Source organism: Candidatus Limnocylindria bacterium (assembly GCA_036523395.1).
Lineage (GTDB): Bacteria > Chloroflexota > Limnocylindria > P2-11E > P2-11E > CF-39.
The window spans coordinates 1-14,079 of sequence record DATDEH010000053.1 but is presented as its reverse complement, the minus strand read 5'-3'; the positions used below and the strand labels follow the sequence as shown (position 1 = coordinate 14,079).

Sequence of the window (14,079 nt, the reverse complement as noted above, 5' to 3'; positions counted from 1 at the left end):
GACGCGCTCGAAACGTACTGCTGGGTCCCGCAGCCTCGTTACCCCAGAAGGTGGGACTCCGGATGTTCGCGCGTCTCGCGGGTGTGCTTCTCGTAGCAAGCACGCTGGTCCTGGGTCAACCTGCGCGGCCGGCGAACGCGGCGTGCGTCGCCAGCACCGGTCCGGGGATCCCCGCACCGACGGGCCTTCCGTCGGGCATCCCCGGCTTCCACGCGCAGTGGTACGGACAGAGCGGTTACCCGACGCTCTGTCCGGGCGGACGATCGACCGCGACGGTCGCGTTCTTCAACAGCGGATCCCTCGGATGGGTGAGCGGCCGGCTCGGCGAGGTCGCGTATCTCGGGACCTGGGGTCCGGAGCCGGGACAGGATCAGATCAGTCCGCTCGGCGGCGATGGGACCGCGGGCTCGCTCGCGACCGGTTGGCCGCGCTACAACCGCATCGCGGTGCAACCGGCGCCGTACGTCGGTCCAGGGCAGGTCGCGTGGTTCCAGTTCACGATCGAGGCCCCGCTGACGCCGGGCTATTACCGCCTCTACCTGCGTCCGCTCATCGAAGGCGCCACCTGGCTCGAGGACTTCGGCGTGTTCTGGCTCGTCACGGTCCTGAATCCCGACGGGAGCGCGCCGCCACAGAACGGCGCGGTGTACAGCCCGCTCGGCTACAGCGACCTCAGCGTTCCGACGGCGCGCGGCGCCTTCAACGTGCATCTCATCAAGGAGCGACTCGCGGACGTGACCGTCCGCACGCTCACCGCGAACAGCAGCGACTGCACGAGCGACTGTCCCGCGAAGCCGCTCGCGCAGTACGTCGCCGAGAACGGCGGATACGCCGGCATGAACGGCACGTATCTGTGTCCACCCGACTATCCCGCCTGCGCGGGCAAGGTGAACTCGTACGACTACGCCATCTACAACAGCAACCTGCGCCGTTGGATCAACCGTCCGGCGCTCATCGGCCAGAACAGCCTGCTCACGTTCAACGGCAGCGCGACCGCGGTCTACCGGCGCAGCTTCGTCTATGGACAGAACGCGTCGCTCATGAACGCGCCGATCACCGCCGGCATCACGATGTTCCCGTTGCTGCTGCAAGGCGGGTCCGTGGTCGACTCCGAGTTCGAGCAGACCGCCGTGCAGAAGACGAAGGGGACCAAGGGATCGATCGGGGTGGACGGCACGTACGTGTACCTCGCGATCGTGTCGAACGCGACGGTCACCGAATCCGCCTACGTGCTGCAGGCGCTCGGCGCGCGGGACGCGCTCAACCTCGATGGCGGCGGCACGTCGGCGATGTACATCGGAGGCGCGTACCGGGTCGGCCCCGGCCGGCTGCTGCCGAACGCGATCGTCCTTACGAAGCCTTAGCGCCCGGCGGCGTTCGCCTTCGCGACGCTATCGACGATCCCGACGGCGTTGGTGATCGCGCCTGCGGCGAGGAGCCCAGCGGAGATCAGCATCGCGAGATGGAACGCCTCCGCCGACGCCTCGCGCTCGGCCGCGATGCGTGCCGTTTCGCCTGGCGTTGGTGATGACGACGGGCGCTCGACGTTGAGTGGCGATATCCGGAGACGCGTCTGCGGATCGTCGACGTCGATGTTCGGCACGCGCGACTGCAATCCCGAATAGAAGCTCGCGGTGACCGCAACGAAGATCAGCGCGCCGACCAGCGGCGAACCGACGCGTGAGATGGCGTTGTTCAGCGCGGAGCCGATGCCGGCGTTGTGCACCGGCAGGCTCGTCATGAGCGCGGTCGTCAGCGGCGCGACCATGATCGACAGGCCGAACCCGAACAGGAGACTTCCCGGCAGCAGGTCGATCAGGTAGCCCGACGGCGGAACGTACGTGGCCCTGTCGCCGAACGCGAACACCCACGGCTGCGTTGTGGCCGGGATGCGCGCGTACCAGAGGACAGCGAGGCTCATGAGTGCTGGTCCGACGGCCATGAAGCGGCGCGGGCCGTATCTGCCTGCGAGCGCGCCGAAGCGTGAGCTCAAGAAGACCAGGAAGAGACCCGATGGGATGAAGCCGAGGCCCGCCGCGGCGGCGGTGTACCCGGCGGTGCCCTGGACGAACAATGTGAGGAACCAGCCGATCACGTAGAGCGCGCCGTAGATCAGGAACGTCGAGAGGTTCGTCACCGTGAAGTTCCGCGAGCGGAAGAGCGCCGGCGGGATGAGCGGGTCGGGGCGCGCGATCATCAGGAACGGGACGGCGACCGCCGCGATCGCGCCGATCACCAGCACCGCCATGCCGAGCGGGTCTCGCCACTCGCGCTGCTGGCTGTAGATGGTGCCGAAGGAGAGCCCGCCAACAGCGACGGCGACGACGAACGCGCCGAGCCAGTCGAACCTTCCGGTCGCGCTCTCGTCGCGGCTCTCGCGCACGAAGGAGAGCGTCGCCCACACGGCCACGACGCAGAGCGGCACGTTGATGAGGAACGCGGCGCGCCACGACACCGTGTCGACGAGCGCGCCGCCAAGGAAGGGCCCGAGGATCGTCATCGCCGCCGACGCCCCGGCCCACAGCCCGAACGCGCGGCCCTGTGCCTCGCCGGTGAATGTCGCGGTGAGGAGCGCCAGCGAGCCGGGGACCAGCAGCGCGCCAGCCGCGCCCTGAAGGACGCGGAAGACGATGAGGAGCTCCATCGACGGCGCGACCCCGCACAGCAGGCTCGTCACCAGGAAGCCAACGAGTCCGACGGCGAACATCCGCCGCCGGCCGTAGAAGTCGTTCAGCGCGCCCGCGAGCACGAGCAGCGCGGAGAGCGTGACGAGGTAGCCGTTGGCGACATAGGACTGTCCCTCGAGCACACCGAACACGGACGAGGGCAGTTCGCGGCCGATGCGCGGCAGCGCGACGTTCACCATCGTCGAGTCGATGAAGACGATCGCCGACGCGAGGATCGTCGCGACGAGCGTCCAGCGTTGCTGGCTGTTCACGACAGCTCTCCGGCCTCGATAGGTGCGGTGAGACGATTCGACAGCGGCGCGAGCGGACACGTCCATTTCGGGTCGTAGACGCAGGACGGGTGATACGCGAAGTTGAAGTCGAGTACGAGCGCGTCGCCGCTCGAGCCGAGATCGGCTCCCTTTGCCGTGTCGAGCAGATAGCGGCCGCCCCCGTATGTCGTCTTGCCGGAGGTCGCGTCGCGGAATGGCAGGAACACGCCGCCGCTGTACTCGTCCAGCCACAGGACCTCGAGCGCGCCCAGGGGCAGGTCGACGGCGCCGAAGCGCACGAAGCGGATCACGCCCCCCGTGCTCGTGTCGACGTCGTAGCTCTCGCGCGTCATCGAGCGGACCTTCGCGGTGAACGCGAATGCCGGGTCGTACTCGTGATAGCGAAGACCGCGGAATGTGGAGCGCTCGCTCTCCGGCAGCGCCGACTGCGGATGCGAGCGGAACAGCTCGTCGCGACGCTCGCGCCATAACTGATGGGCCGCGCGGGGATCGCGTTCTCGCAGCGAGCGGACCGCCTGGTACATCTCGGTCACGCTGCGGCGATAGTCCAGAAGGTCGAGGAGCGGGTCAGCCAACGGTCATGCGGTCTTTGCGGGCTGCGGCTCGAGCGCAAACGCGATGGCCTCGTCCGTCTTCATCGCGAGGCCGCGCTCGAGCGCCGGTCTGCGCTCGTCGGGGATGTCGGCAGCGAGCACGCGGCCCTCCGTCGTGCCCCACAGCGAGGCCAGCCCGACTCCGGTGCGCCTGGACATCGCGGTCCAGGCTCCAACCAGCGTGTCCAAGCGCTCGATCTCACCGCGCATCCGCGCGAGCTCCGAGAAGTCGCTGAGCAGCAGCACGATCCCGCTTGTGTCACCGGCGTCGACGAACATCCGAAGCGCCTCGCTGAAATCGCGCTGCGCGTCGCCGAACTCGCCGAGATGGAGGGCGGCCAGCCCGGTCGAGTGCAGATCCCAAGCGATGTCGAAGCGGTTGCCCAGCAGCTGATGCTGCTCGAGCGCCTCCTGCGCCAGCTGGCGCGACTTCAGGTAGTCGTCGCGCGACCGGTTCCATCCTTCCCCGTACACAGCGCCCAGAGCCCAAGCGGCACGGCCGATGGCCCCTCGGTCGTCGTATCTGCGGAGGATGGTCAACGCCTCCTCGAGCAGCTCTTTCGCGCGGCCGTGCTTGCTCTCGATGAGCAGATACGCGAAGGAGAGGTTGTACGCGGCCTTCGCACGCTCGGCGTCGTCGCCCAGCGCACCGGAGCGTTCGTAGGTCTCCTGGTAATAGCGCTCGGTCACGTCGAGGTCCCCCATCCAGTACGCCAGCCCGCCAGCCGCTTCGAGCGCGCGGAGGCGTAGCCGCGCGTCGCCGGCTGGAAGCGCGAGCACGCGCTGCGCCCACGCCAATCCCTCGCGGAGGTAGCCGCGCACCTGCCAGAAGCGCCAGAGCGAGAACACCAGCCGTGAGGCGTCGTCGACGCGCGCACGACCGATCGCGTGATCGAGGGCCGCGCGCATGTTGTCGTGCTCGAGCTCGAGGAGATCGAGCCAGCGCCGCTGTTCGTTGCCCTGTACTTGCGGCCCGGCTTGTTCGGCGAGGGCGAGATACGCCGCGAGATGGCGTTGCCGGATCGCTTCTGCCTCGCCGCTCGCGTCGAGCTTCTCCATGGCGAAGTCGCGGATCGTGACGAGCATCCGGAAGCGCGGCTCGCCCGCCGCTTCGAGCTGTCGGGTCAGGCTGTTGTCCAGGAGCTCTGCGAGGCGGTCGAGCACTTCGCCGCCGATCTCGCTCGCGGGACCACACACCGCCTCGAGCTGCTCGAGCATCGCGCCCCCGATGAACACGCCGCTGCGCGTGAAGAGCCGTTTGAGCCCGTCATCGAGGAGGTCGTAGCTCCAGGCGATCGCCCCGCGCAGCGTGCGCTGGCGGTCGGTGCGGTCGGGCGACGAGGTCGCGAGCAGATCGAGACCCTGCTTGAGCCGGGGAAGCATCGCCTGCGGCGCGAGGAGCTTCACCCGTGCGGCGGCGAGCTCGATGGCGAGGGGGAGACCGTCCAGCCGGTAGCAGATCTCAGCGACTGCCGGGGCGTTCTCCGCGGTGACCATGAAGTCGGGCTTCACCGCGCGTGCTCGCTCGATGAAGAGCCTCACCGCGTCCGACTGCGCGAGGGCCTCGAGCGACGGGAGGCGTTCGGGATCCGGGAGCTCGAGCGGGGGGACGGGGAACTCCTGTTCACCCGAGATCCTCAGCGGCGCCCGGCTGGAGGCGATGACCTTGAGATCTGGGCCGCTCGCCAGGAGCGCCGACACAGAAGACGCCGCGGGAAGGATCTGCTCGAAGTTGTCGAGGACGAGGAGCATCCGCTTTCCGCGCACGTGTTCGAGAACACGCTGAAGTGGGTCTTCCTTCCCGCCGATATGCACACCGAGGGCGTGCGCGATCGTCGAAGGGACAAGCTCAGGGTCGGCGATCGGAGCGAGCGCGACCCAGAACGCGCCGTCGGGAAAACGGGACGCCGATTCGGCCGCGATCTGGAGAGAGAGTCGTGTCTTCCCGGTGCCGCCCGGACCCGTGAGCGTGAGCAGTCGCGTACTGTCGAGGAGGCGCAGCCCCTCGCGGATCTCCGGCGCGCGGCCGATGAACGTCGTCACCTGGGTGGGGAAGTTGTTCGGCGTGCGGTCGAGGCTGCGCACCGGTGGGAAATCGTTCGCGAGACCGGCGATGACCAGCTGGTACACGCGTTCCGCATGCGCCAGATCCTTGAGCCTGTGCTCGCCCAGATCGCGAAGCGCGATGCCGTCGCCGAGCTCCTGACCCGCGAGCATCGCGGTCGCGCCAGAGACCAGCACCTGTCCGCCGTTAGCGATGTTCGCGATGCGCGCCGCGCGATGAACGTCGATGCCGACATAATCGGCGCCCGCCTCGCGGCTCGCGGGTGTGCCCTGGCCGGTGTGCATGCCCATACGCACGCGCACCACCGCGTCGTAGGGGAACGGCGTCGACGCGAGCGCGCGTTGTGCCGCGGCGGTCGCGCGGATCGCGGCCGCGGCGTCGTCGAAGACCAGGAAGAGCGCGTCGCCCTCGATGCGCACTTCGGTCCCGGCGGCGAACGCCGCGCGGAGGGTCTGAGTGTGCGTCGCGAGCACCTCGTGATAGCGGTCCGTGCCGAGCGCGGTCAGGAGCTTCGTGGAACCCTCGATGTCCGTGAACAAGAAGGTGAGGGTGCCGCTCGGCAGACCTCGGTAGTTCATGTCTCGATTGTCCGCTCGTGACCAGCGAGTTGCCAACCGACCGCCGCAGGCCTAGACATGTGCCGATGGCAGCCACCCGCGGCGAGCTCGGCGATAAGCTGTCGAACCTTTCGCTCTTCGCCGATCTCAGCGCCGCCGAGCTCGAGTCCGTCGCACACATCGTTGACGAGCGACGCTTCGCCGAGGGCGAGCGCATCCTGCGACAGGGTCTCTCTGGATCGGGCTTTTACGTCATCCTCGCGGGCGAGGCCATCATCCGCGTCGACGGCAAGGAATACGGGCGGCTCGGCCGCGGAGATTTCTTCGGCGAGATCTCGGCGCTCCTCGGCGACCCACCTGTCGCGGACATCGTCGCCGCGCGCGAGCTCCACTGCGCGATCATCCCCGGCCCCGCGCTCGAGCAATTCATGGTCGGACATCCGCAGGTGATGTTCCGCATGTTGCAGAGCGAGGCGCGCAAGCTACGGACGGCAACGCGCTGGCGGAGCTAGCCGAGCAGCCGTTCCCGCCCGGCGAGTATCCCGTGGTCGTCGTCGGCAGCGGCCCCGGCGGTCTGCAGCTGTCGTACGCGCTCAGGTACTTCGGCGTTCCCCACGCGGTGATCTCCGCCGATCCGGCGCCCGGCGGGATGTTCCGGCGCTGGCCATTCTTCCAGCGCCTCCTTTCATGGACGAAGCCGTTCGCGCCGTTCGAACGCGGAACTCGCTTCTACGAACGCTACGACTGGAACTCGCTCATCCCCGACGACGACCAGCACCGCGCGATCCAGCCGCGCCTCATGGACGGGACGTCGTACTTCCCCTCGCGCGCGGAGATGGAGCAGAACATCGCGACGTTCGCGCGCGAAACGGGGATCCGCGTGCGGTACGGCTGCCGCTGGACCGGAACGGCACGTGACGGCGAGGGTTTCCGTTTGCGGACGAGCGCCGGTGAGTACCGGGCGCGCGTCGTCGTGTTCGCGTTCGGGCTGGCGGAGCCGTGGAAGCCGGAGATCCCCGGTATCGAGCACGTACCTCACTACGCCGACACGCGCGCGCCCGAGACGTACGCGGGCAAGCGCGTGTTCATCATCGGAAAGGAGACTTCGGCGTTCGAGCTCGCGAACGGGTTCCTTCCGTGGGCGCGGCAGATCGTGCTCGCGTCCCCGCGCCCGACGCAGCTCTCCGTCGTCACCAACTCGCTCGTGGGAGTGCGCGCGCGGTACGTGCAACCTTACGAGGACCACATCCTGGGCGGTGGCGTGGTGATCATGAACGCGTCGATCGACGAAGTAGCGCGTACCGGGAGCGGATTCCGCGTGCGGACCACGCGCAGCGACGGGGGCGGGACGCTCGTGTTCGAGACCGAGGACGTCATCGCCACGACGGGCTTCCAGCCGCCGCTCGGCGATCTTCCAGAGCTCGGCGTCGTGAGCTCCGGCCGCGAGAAGATCCCGTCACAGACTCCTCTGTTCGAGAGCATCAGCGTGCCCCATCTCTACTTCGCCGGCACTGCCACACGAGGCGCGCCGGGGCTCAAGAAGAACGGGATCCCGAGCAGCTCGGGCGCGGTGCATGGCCACCGTTACAACGCACGCATCCTCGCGCGACACATCGCGCGCACGTACTTCGGCATCGATCCCGCGCGACCAACACTGAAGCGCGACGAGGTGCTGGGCTACCTGCTCTCTGAGCTGTCGCGAGCTCCCGAGCTCTGGCACCAGAAGTCGTATCTCGCGCGCTCGCTCCTGTGGGACAGTGCGCGCGGCATCATCGACGACGGCATCGTGCCGCTGCAGCTGTTCGTCGACGGAGACGGGCCGGACGGCGTGGCGGTCGCTGTCGAGGCGAACCCGAAGGCCGAGATCTATCCCGCCGTCTATGTCCGCAAGAACAACGTCGTCACCGAACATCTTCTGCCGACGAATCCGCTGCTCGACTTCGAGACCGCCGAGCATCGTTCGCAGTTGACTTCGGTGCTCGCACCGCTTCCCTGACCAGGCGCGTGGCCGCGCGGATCTACATCGTTGGCGGTCCGGGCAGCGGCAAGACCACGCTCGCGGCGACGCTCGGTGACCGTCTAGGAGTCGCGGTCCTGCGTCTCGACGAGCACCTCGATTGGCGCGGTCTCCCCGGCGGTGTCCGCCTCGAGCGCGATTCGGCAGGCCACCCGTCTCAGGGGGTGCTCGCGGCGCGACAGGCGGTCCTCGACGATCACCTCGCTCGTGTCGGCTGGATCGTCGAGGGAGCGGAGCCGGCGTTCATCGAGAGGGTCGCCGAGGCGAGCGACCTCATCGTTTGGTGCGACCCCCCATTCGCGACCGCGGCGCTCCGGATCGTGAGCCGGCATATGCGAGCGGACCTTGCCGGAACCCAAGCATTCCCGGGATACCGCCGGCTCTACCGCTTCCTCCGCTCGGTGCGCCAACGCTACGGAGATGTGCCGGAAGACGTGGGGGAGCAGTGGACGCGTGCCGGCGTAGCAGGCGCGGTCGGGAGGCACATCGGAAAGGTCATACGGCTCACGAGCGGGTCGCCCGCGAGCGATCTCGAGATCGTGCTCGCCCGGTTGTCAGCGCAGCTTGAGCGCGGCTGACGCGAATCGTCCGCCGAGCTCGCGTGCAGTCGTTGGGAAAGCGTTGACGGTCTGCGCGAGCGTGTCGAGCGGGATCCGCAGCTTCACCGCGAGCACGGCCTGGTGGATCGCTTCGCTCGCGCCGGCTCCACCGATGAAGGCGCCGACCACGATCTTGTTCGCGCGGTCGACGACGATCGTGACATGGCCGAGATCGGCCTCGACGATGTAGCCCTTCGAGGTCTTCGGCAGGTCGATGGTCTCCTCGAACGCGTCGATGCCGCGCTCTCGTGCCTCGTCGAGGCGAAGACCGACGGCCGCCGTCTCCGGATCGGTGTACACGACGCGCGGGATCGCGCTGAAGTCTGCCCGCACGTCGTCGCCGAGTGCGATGCGCACCGCGATCTCGCCTTCGTAATGACCGAGGTGCGTGCTGAGCTCGCGTCCGACCGCGTCGCCGATCGCGTACACGTTCGAAGCGAGCCGCAGGTCATCGCCGATACTCAGCGTGTCGGCTCCGTCGTACGTGATGCCGATGGTGTCGAGGCCGAGCGTCTTGAGCGCCGGCGCAGCCGTGCGGCCGACGGACAGCTGGATGACCTCGGTCGAAACCGTCGAACCGTCCGAGAGATCGATGACGTGCTCGCCGCCGGGGCCGGCGTTCGGGCGAACGCGCTGCGCGCGCACGCCGGTCCGCACATCGACGCCGGCGCGGCGAAGCGTTTCGGCGATCAGCTCGGAGCTGCGCGGGTGATCCGTGGGATTCACCTGCCGCGGTGCGACGATCACGGTACGCACGTCGAACCGTGCGAAGTACTGCGCGATCTCAACGCCCGAGGGGCCGGCGCCGAGGACGGCGATGCTCCGAGGGAGCGTTCGAGTCGAGGTCGCTTCGACATTCGTCCAGTACCCAGCCTGTGCGAGCCCGTCGATCGGAGGCACCTTGCCGACCGAGCCAACGGCGATAACGACGTTCTTCGCCGCGAGCATGTGCGTCTTGCTGTCGTGCGTCACGTCGACGCGTCCGGGTCCCGCGAGCCTTGCTGTTCCGCGGACGACGATCGCGCCGTTCTCCTCGAGTCCTTTTACATGACCGGTGTCGTCCGGGTAGTCGCGCTTCTCGCGGACGATCATGTAGTCGCGGCGGTCCGAGGCTTTCGGCCACGGGTACTCGCCGCCGTGCGCGCGGACCTCGGCCGCGTGCAGCAGCGTCTTCGACGGCATGCAAGCCCAGAACGGGCACGAGCCGCCGAAGAGGTCGCGGTCCACGATGGCGACCGACGCGCCGCGTGCGCGCGCGTAACTCGCGGCGGCCTCGCCTGCGGCGCCCGCACCGATGATCACGAAGTCGAAAGTCCTTTCGGTCACTCCAGCGCCCGATACCAGAGGGCTCCGCCCTCACGATTGACAAAGACATCCAGCCGTCCGGCGCTCCAGGAACAGCTCACGCTGTCACCGCGCGGCGCCCCCTCGACGATCTCCCAGGGGACCCAGCGCTTTCCGTCCCACCAGCAATGATTCAGGCGCCCATCGCGGTCGAAGGCAAAGACGTCGATGCGGTCCACATCGCGAGCCGCGGCCGCTGGCTGGCCCGTGAAGGTCCCGCCGAGCGCCTCCCACTCGTGCCAGCTCTTGCCATCCCAATAGCGATCGCGAAGCTGTCCGTCGTCGTGGATGGCGAAGAGCTCGCACTCTCCGCCATCGCCCCACGACGTGACGGCAGCACCCCGTAAGAGCGCGCCGCCGAGTGAGATCCAGTCTCCTATTTGATGAGGCCCTGCTTCTTCAGCCACTCCTTGGCGACATCCTTGGGGTCCTTCTTGTCGACCTCGACGAGCTTGTTCATCCCGGTGAGCTCAGCGGTCGTCAGCTTGGGCGCGATGGAGTTCACGACCTTCTTGAAGTCGTCGCCCGCTTTCGTGAGGTAGTCGTTGCGCACCACCGGCGCGACGTTGTCAGAGAGCTGAAGCTGCTTGTCGTCTGCGAGGAGCACGAACCCCCGCACCGCGATGGTCGCGTCACTCGTGAACAGCAGGCCCACGTCTATCTGTCCGCCGACGAGCGCCTGCACGGTGAGTGGACCACCGGTGTCGAGCGGCTTGAATTCCTTGAAGGTGATGCCGTACTTGTTCTTCAGACCCAGCGCGCAGAACTCGCGGTTCGGGCATTCCGCCGGACCACCCATCACGAGCTGGTTGCCGACGGCCGCGAGATCGGAGAGCTTGGCGAGCTTGTACTTGTCGGCGGTCGCCTTCGTCACGACGAAGCCGTTCTGGTCCACCGCCGGTGCGTAGTCAAGGACCGTGAGGCTCTTTGCCGTGAGCGCCTTTTGCAGCGTCGCCGCCGTCGCCTTCGGGTCGGTCGACCCAGCGGCGGTCTTGTCGACGAATGCGAGGAGCGTCGCGAGGTAGTCCGCTTCCATGTCGATCTGCCCACTCTGCAGGGCGGGGAAGACGATCTCGCGGTTGCCGAGGTTGAACTTGCGCGTCACGGCATAACCGTTGGACTCGAGGATCTGGCTGTACAGCTCCCCGAGGACGAGCTGTTCGCTGAAGTTGGTGGAGCCGATGGTGATCGCCGGTTTGGCTCCGCCAGAGGAGGCACCGCCGCAGGCGCTCGCGACGAGTGCCGCCACGATGAATGGGATCGCGACGCGGATCGCTCGGTTCAACTGGGAACTCCTTCCGGGCCGCAGCGCGTTTCTCTCGGCCCACGCTGGCAGTATCGCCCTCCCCGAGGGCCATCCCCTACAACGCGCCTTGTCGAACGCGTATGCCCGGGGATACCGCGGCGCGTTCGAATGTGCGCAGTGCTACCTCCACGGCGATGGCAAGAAGTGCGACCAGCAGCGCACCCGCGAACAACCGGTCGAACTCCTGGAGCGCGAGGCCGTCGACGATGTACCGCCCTAGACCGCCGAAGGCGACCAGGGCACCGAGCGTCGCGGTGGCGATGACGTTCACCGCGGCGGTGCGGATGCCGGCGAGGATCAGCGGAAGCGCGAGTGGAAGCTCGATCCGGCGCAGGATCCCGGCCTCGCTCACGCCCATGCCGCGTGCGGCCTCGATGACGTCCCTGTCCACCCCTCGCACGGCGACGTACGCGTTGGTGAGGATTGGCGGGATCGCGAGCGGGATGAGGGCGAAGAACGTCGGCCAGAAGCCGAGGCCGTGCTCGACGCCGAGGAGCGTGCCGGCAATGGGGATCGCAAGGGCGATCGCGGCGAGCGAGGGGATCGCGCGCCCGATGTTCGCGACGTTCACGGCGACAAAGGCGAAGCGGCCGGTGTGCCCGAGGTACAGGCCGACCGGCAGCGCGACGAGGATGCCCACCAGCACCGCCAGGCCGGACACCTCGAGGTGCTCGAGGATCCGAGTCTGGACCGCATCGCTCCCTCGATAGTGCGCGGGATCGGCGAACCAGCGCGCGACGTCCCCGAGCAGGTTCATGCGACTTCCGCCCACGGGGTGAGCCGGCGTTGCAGCAGCACCAGCAGCGCGTCAGCCACGACGGCGAGCGCCACCGAGAGGACCGCGCCTGCGATCAGCTCGGTGGTGAAGAAGCGCTGCAGCCCGATGAGGATGAGGAATCCGAACCCACCCTGTCCGATCAATGCGGTCACGGTCACGAGCCCGATCGTGCTGACGGTCGCGACGCGGATGCCGGCGATGATGACCGCAGCCGCGAGTGGCAGCTCGACGCGCCAAAGGACCTCGCGCGGCGTGTAGCCCATGCCGACCGCGGCTTCGCGTACGTCGGCGGGCACACCGCGGATCCCGCGCACGATGTTGTTGATGAAGATGAGCAGCGTGTAGCCGACGAGCCCGATCTCCGCCGTGAGGATCGTGAGACCGGTGTACGGGATGAGCAGCGCGAAGAGCGCGAGGCTCGGGATCGTGTAGAGCGTTCCGGTGATCCAGGTGATCGGACCTTCGGCACGCGGCAACCGGAGGATGAGCAGCGAGAGGGCGAAGGCCATGACGAAACCGACGCCCACCGCGATCACCGTCAGCTCGACGTGTTCGCCGAGCCGGAACGCGAACTCGTCAAGGTGGCTCGCGATCCAATCCCAGCGGATCAGCGGCTCGCCCGGGGTCACGCGTCGCTCCGGATCATCTTGCCGATCTTCGAAAGCGTCAGCACGCCCACATAGCGCTGCCCGTCGAGAACGACGCCGACCTGCGCCTCGCTCGCGAGCATGCGTATGAGCGCGTCGCGAAGCGTGGTCGCTGGAGCGAGGACCGGTGCGTGCGACGACACGCTCGCCCGCGCGACGCTCGTGTCGAGATCGACACCGCCGACCGTAAGCAGCGCGAGCCGCTTCAGTCCGCGATCGGAGCCGACGAACTCCGCGACGAATTCGTTCACCGGGTGTGCGAGGAGCTCCGCGGGCGGTGCGTATTGCACCAGCTTGCCCGCGCGCATCACCGCGACGCGGTCACCGAGCTTGATCGCCTCGTCGATGTCGTGCGTCACGAACAGCACCGTCGTCCCCTGGTCGCGCTGGATGCGAAGGAATTCGTTCTGAAGGCGATCGCGCACGATCGGGTCGACCGCGCCGAACGGCTCGTCCATCAGCATCACCGGCGGCTCGGCCGCGAGAGCGCGTGCGACTCCCACACGCTGCCGCTCACCGCCTGACAGCTGAGCCGGATAGCGCGCTGCGAACCGCGACGGCTCAAGACCGACGAGCGCAAGCAGCCCTTCGGTCCGCGCGTCGATGCGCGTCTTTGGCCAGCCGAGAAGCCGCGGCACCGTCCCGACGTTCTCGGCGATCGTCTGGTGCGGGAAGAGCCCGACCTGCTGGATGACGTATCCGATGCCACGCCGGAGGGCAGTCGGCTCCTTGTGCAGGACGTCCTGTCCATCGATGAAGATGGACCCGCCGCTCGGCTCGATGAGCCGGTTCACCATCTTCAGAGAGGTCGTCTTTCCGGAGCCGCTCGGTCCGACGAGGATGCAGATCTTTCCCGCCGGGACCTTGAACGAGAGCCGGTCGACGGCGGCCTGCCCTGGGTAGCGCTTCGAGACGTCGCGGAACTCCACCGTCGCGCCCCGCGTGCTCGCCACCGCTGGAGGATATGAGCGACGGACGAGTATCGTCGGAGGAGTGACCGGCGTAACGCAGCTCTGTGCGCATCTGCGGGCCGCGAAAGACCACGCGCCCAACACGCCGCGCGGCTGCGAGGAGTGCCTCGCGAGCGGTGACCGCTGGGTGCACCTCCGGCTCTGCCTTACCTGCGGCCACGTCGGGTGCTGCGACGACTCGCCGAACAAACATGCCACCAAGCACTACCACGCGACGAAGCATCCGGTGATCCGCTCGTTCGA

The 14,079-nt window shown here is 67.9% G+C and carries 14 protein-coding genes; 5 read left to right on the top strand and 9 right to left on the bottom strand.

Annotated elements, in window-relative coordinates:
• Positions 1-62 precede the first annotated feature (62 nt).
• Positions 63-1,364, top strand: coding sequence for a phosphodiester glycosidase family protein (locus tag VI056_06915; GenBank protein HEY6202757.1), 1,302 nt, complete (start codon positions 63-65; stop codon positions 1,362-1,364).
• Here VI056_06915 and VI056_06910 read toward each other — a convergent pair.
• Genes VI056_06910 through VI056_06900 form a run of 3 tightly spaced genes read right to left on the bottom strand, consistent with a single transcriptional unit; the run spans position 1,361 to position 6,195 of the window.
• Positions 1,361-2,938, bottom strand: a complete 1,578-nt coding sequence (locus VI056_06910) for an MFS transporter (GenBank protein ID HEY6202756.1) — start codon at positions 2,936-2,938, stop codon at positions 1,361-1,363. The genes VI056_06915 and VI056_06910 overlap by 4 nt on opposite strands.
• Positions 2,935-3,534, bottom strand: coding sequence for a DUF1684 domain-containing protein (locus tag VI056_06905; GenBank protein HEY6202755.1), 600 nt, complete (start codon positions 3,532-3,534; stop codon positions 2,935-2,937). Before VI056_06905 ends, VI056_06910 begins: the two co-directional genes overlap by 4 nt.
• Positions 3,535-3,537: 3 nt before the next feature.
• Positions 3,538-6,195 (bottom strand): adenylate/guanylate cyclase domain-containing protein, encoded by a 2,658-nt coding sequence (locus VI056_06900; GenBank protein ID HEY6202754.1) that lies wholly within the window; start codon positions 6,193-6,195, stop codon positions 3,538-3,540.
• Positions 6,196-6,260: 65 nt separating this feature from the next.
• Here VI056_06900 and VI056_06895 point away from each other — a divergent pair, with 65 nt between their 5' ends.
• The 3 genes from VI056_06895 to VI056_06885 are packed head-to-tail and all read left to right on the top strand — an operon-like array spanning position 6,261 to position 8,769.
• Complete coding sequence (locus VI056_06895) at positions 6,261-6,686, top strand: cyclic nucleotide-binding domain-containing protein (GenBank protein HEY6202753.1); 426 nt, start codon at positions 6,261-6,263, stop codon at positions 6,684-6,686.
• A gap of 32 nt (positions 6,687-6,718) precedes the next feature.
• The gene (locus tag VI056_06890) at positions 6,719-8,170 is read left to right on the top strand and encodes an NAD(P)-binding domain-containing protein (protein ID HEY6202752.1); all 1,452 of its coding nucleotides are present in this window, start codon (positions 6,719-6,721) and stop codon (positions 8,168-8,170) included.
• An 8-nt stretch (positions 8,171-8,178) separates the two neighbouring features.
• On the top strand, positions 8,179-8,769 hold the full coding sequence (locus VI056_06885) for a hypothetical protein (protein ID HEY6202751.1): 591 nt from the start codon (positions 8,179-8,181) through the stop codon (positions 8,767-8,769).
• Here the strand turns inward: VI056_06885 and VI056_06880 are convergent.
• From VI056_06880 to VI056_06855, 6 genes are all read right to left on the bottom strand, one after another.
• Positions 8,746-10,116: an NAD(P)/FAD-dependent oxidoreductase gene (locus VI056_06880; protein HEY6202750.1), complete on the bottom strand. Its 1,371-nt coding sequence runs from the start codon at positions 10,114-10,116 to the stop codon at positions 8,746-8,748. The two genes, VI056_06885 and VI056_06880, sit on opposite strands and share 24 nt — an antisense overlap.
• On the bottom strand, positions 10,113-10,541 hold the full coding sequence (locus VI056_06875; protein ID HEY6202749.1) for a hypothetical protein: 429 nt from the start codon (positions 10,539-10,541) through the stop codon (positions 10,113-10,115). Before VI056_06875 ends, VI056_06880 begins: the two co-directional genes overlap by 4 nt.
• A complete protein-coding gene (locus VI056_06870; GenBank protein ID HEY6202748.1) occupies positions 10,511-11,419 on the bottom strand; it encodes an ABC transporter substrate-binding protein in 909 nt (302 codons plus the stop codon). Before VI056_06870 ends, VI056_06875 begins: the two co-directional genes overlap by 31 nt.
• A 76-nt stretch (positions 11,420-11,495) precedes the next feature.
• Positions 11,496-12,197, bottom strand: coding sequence for an ABC transporter permease subunit (locus VI056_06865; GenBank protein ID HEY6202747.1), 702 nt, complete (start codon positions 12,195-12,197; stop codon positions 11,496-11,498).
• Positions 12,194-12,847: an ABC transporter permease gene (locus tag VI056_06860; GenBank protein HEY6202746.1), complete on the bottom strand. Its 654-nt coding sequence runs from the start codon at positions 12,845-12,847 to the stop codon at positions 12,194-12,196. Before VI056_06860 ends, VI056_06865 begins: the two co-directional genes overlap by 4 nt.
• Positions 12,844-13,818: an ABC transporter ATP-binding protein gene (locus VI056_06855; protein HEY6202745.1), complete on the bottom strand. Its 975-nt coding sequence runs from the start codon at positions 13,816-13,818 to the stop codon at positions 12,844-12,846. The genes VI056_06860 and VI056_06855 overlap by 4 nt, the downstream gene beginning before the upstream one ends.
• 70 nt (positions 13,819-13,888) lie before the next feature.
• On the opposite strand from VI056_06855, the gene VI056_06850 reads away from it, so the two are divergent.
• On the top strand, positions 13,889-14,079 hold a 191-nt coding region (locus VI056_06850), incomplete at its 3' end, for a UBP-type zinc finger domain-containing protein (GenBank protein ID HEY6202744.1).

Bases quoted from the DNA above. Each gene is read 5' to 3' on its own strand.
- VI056_06915 (HEY6202757.1), top strand. From the start codon at position 63: ATGTTCGCGCGTCTCGCGGGTGTGCTTCTCGTAGCAAGCACGCTGGTC.
- VI056_06900 (HEY6202754.1), bottom strand. From the start codon at position 6,195: ATGAACTACCGAGGTCTGCCGAGCGGCACCCTCACCTTCTTGTTCACG.
- VI056_06895 (HEY6202753.1), top strand. From the start codon at position 6,261: ATGGCAGCCACCCGCGGCGAGCTCGGCGATAAGCTGTCGAACCTTTCG.
- VI056_06865 (HEY6202747.1), bottom strand. From the start codon at position 12,197: ATGAACCTGCTCGGGGACGTCGCGCGCTGGTTCGCCGATCCCGCGCAC.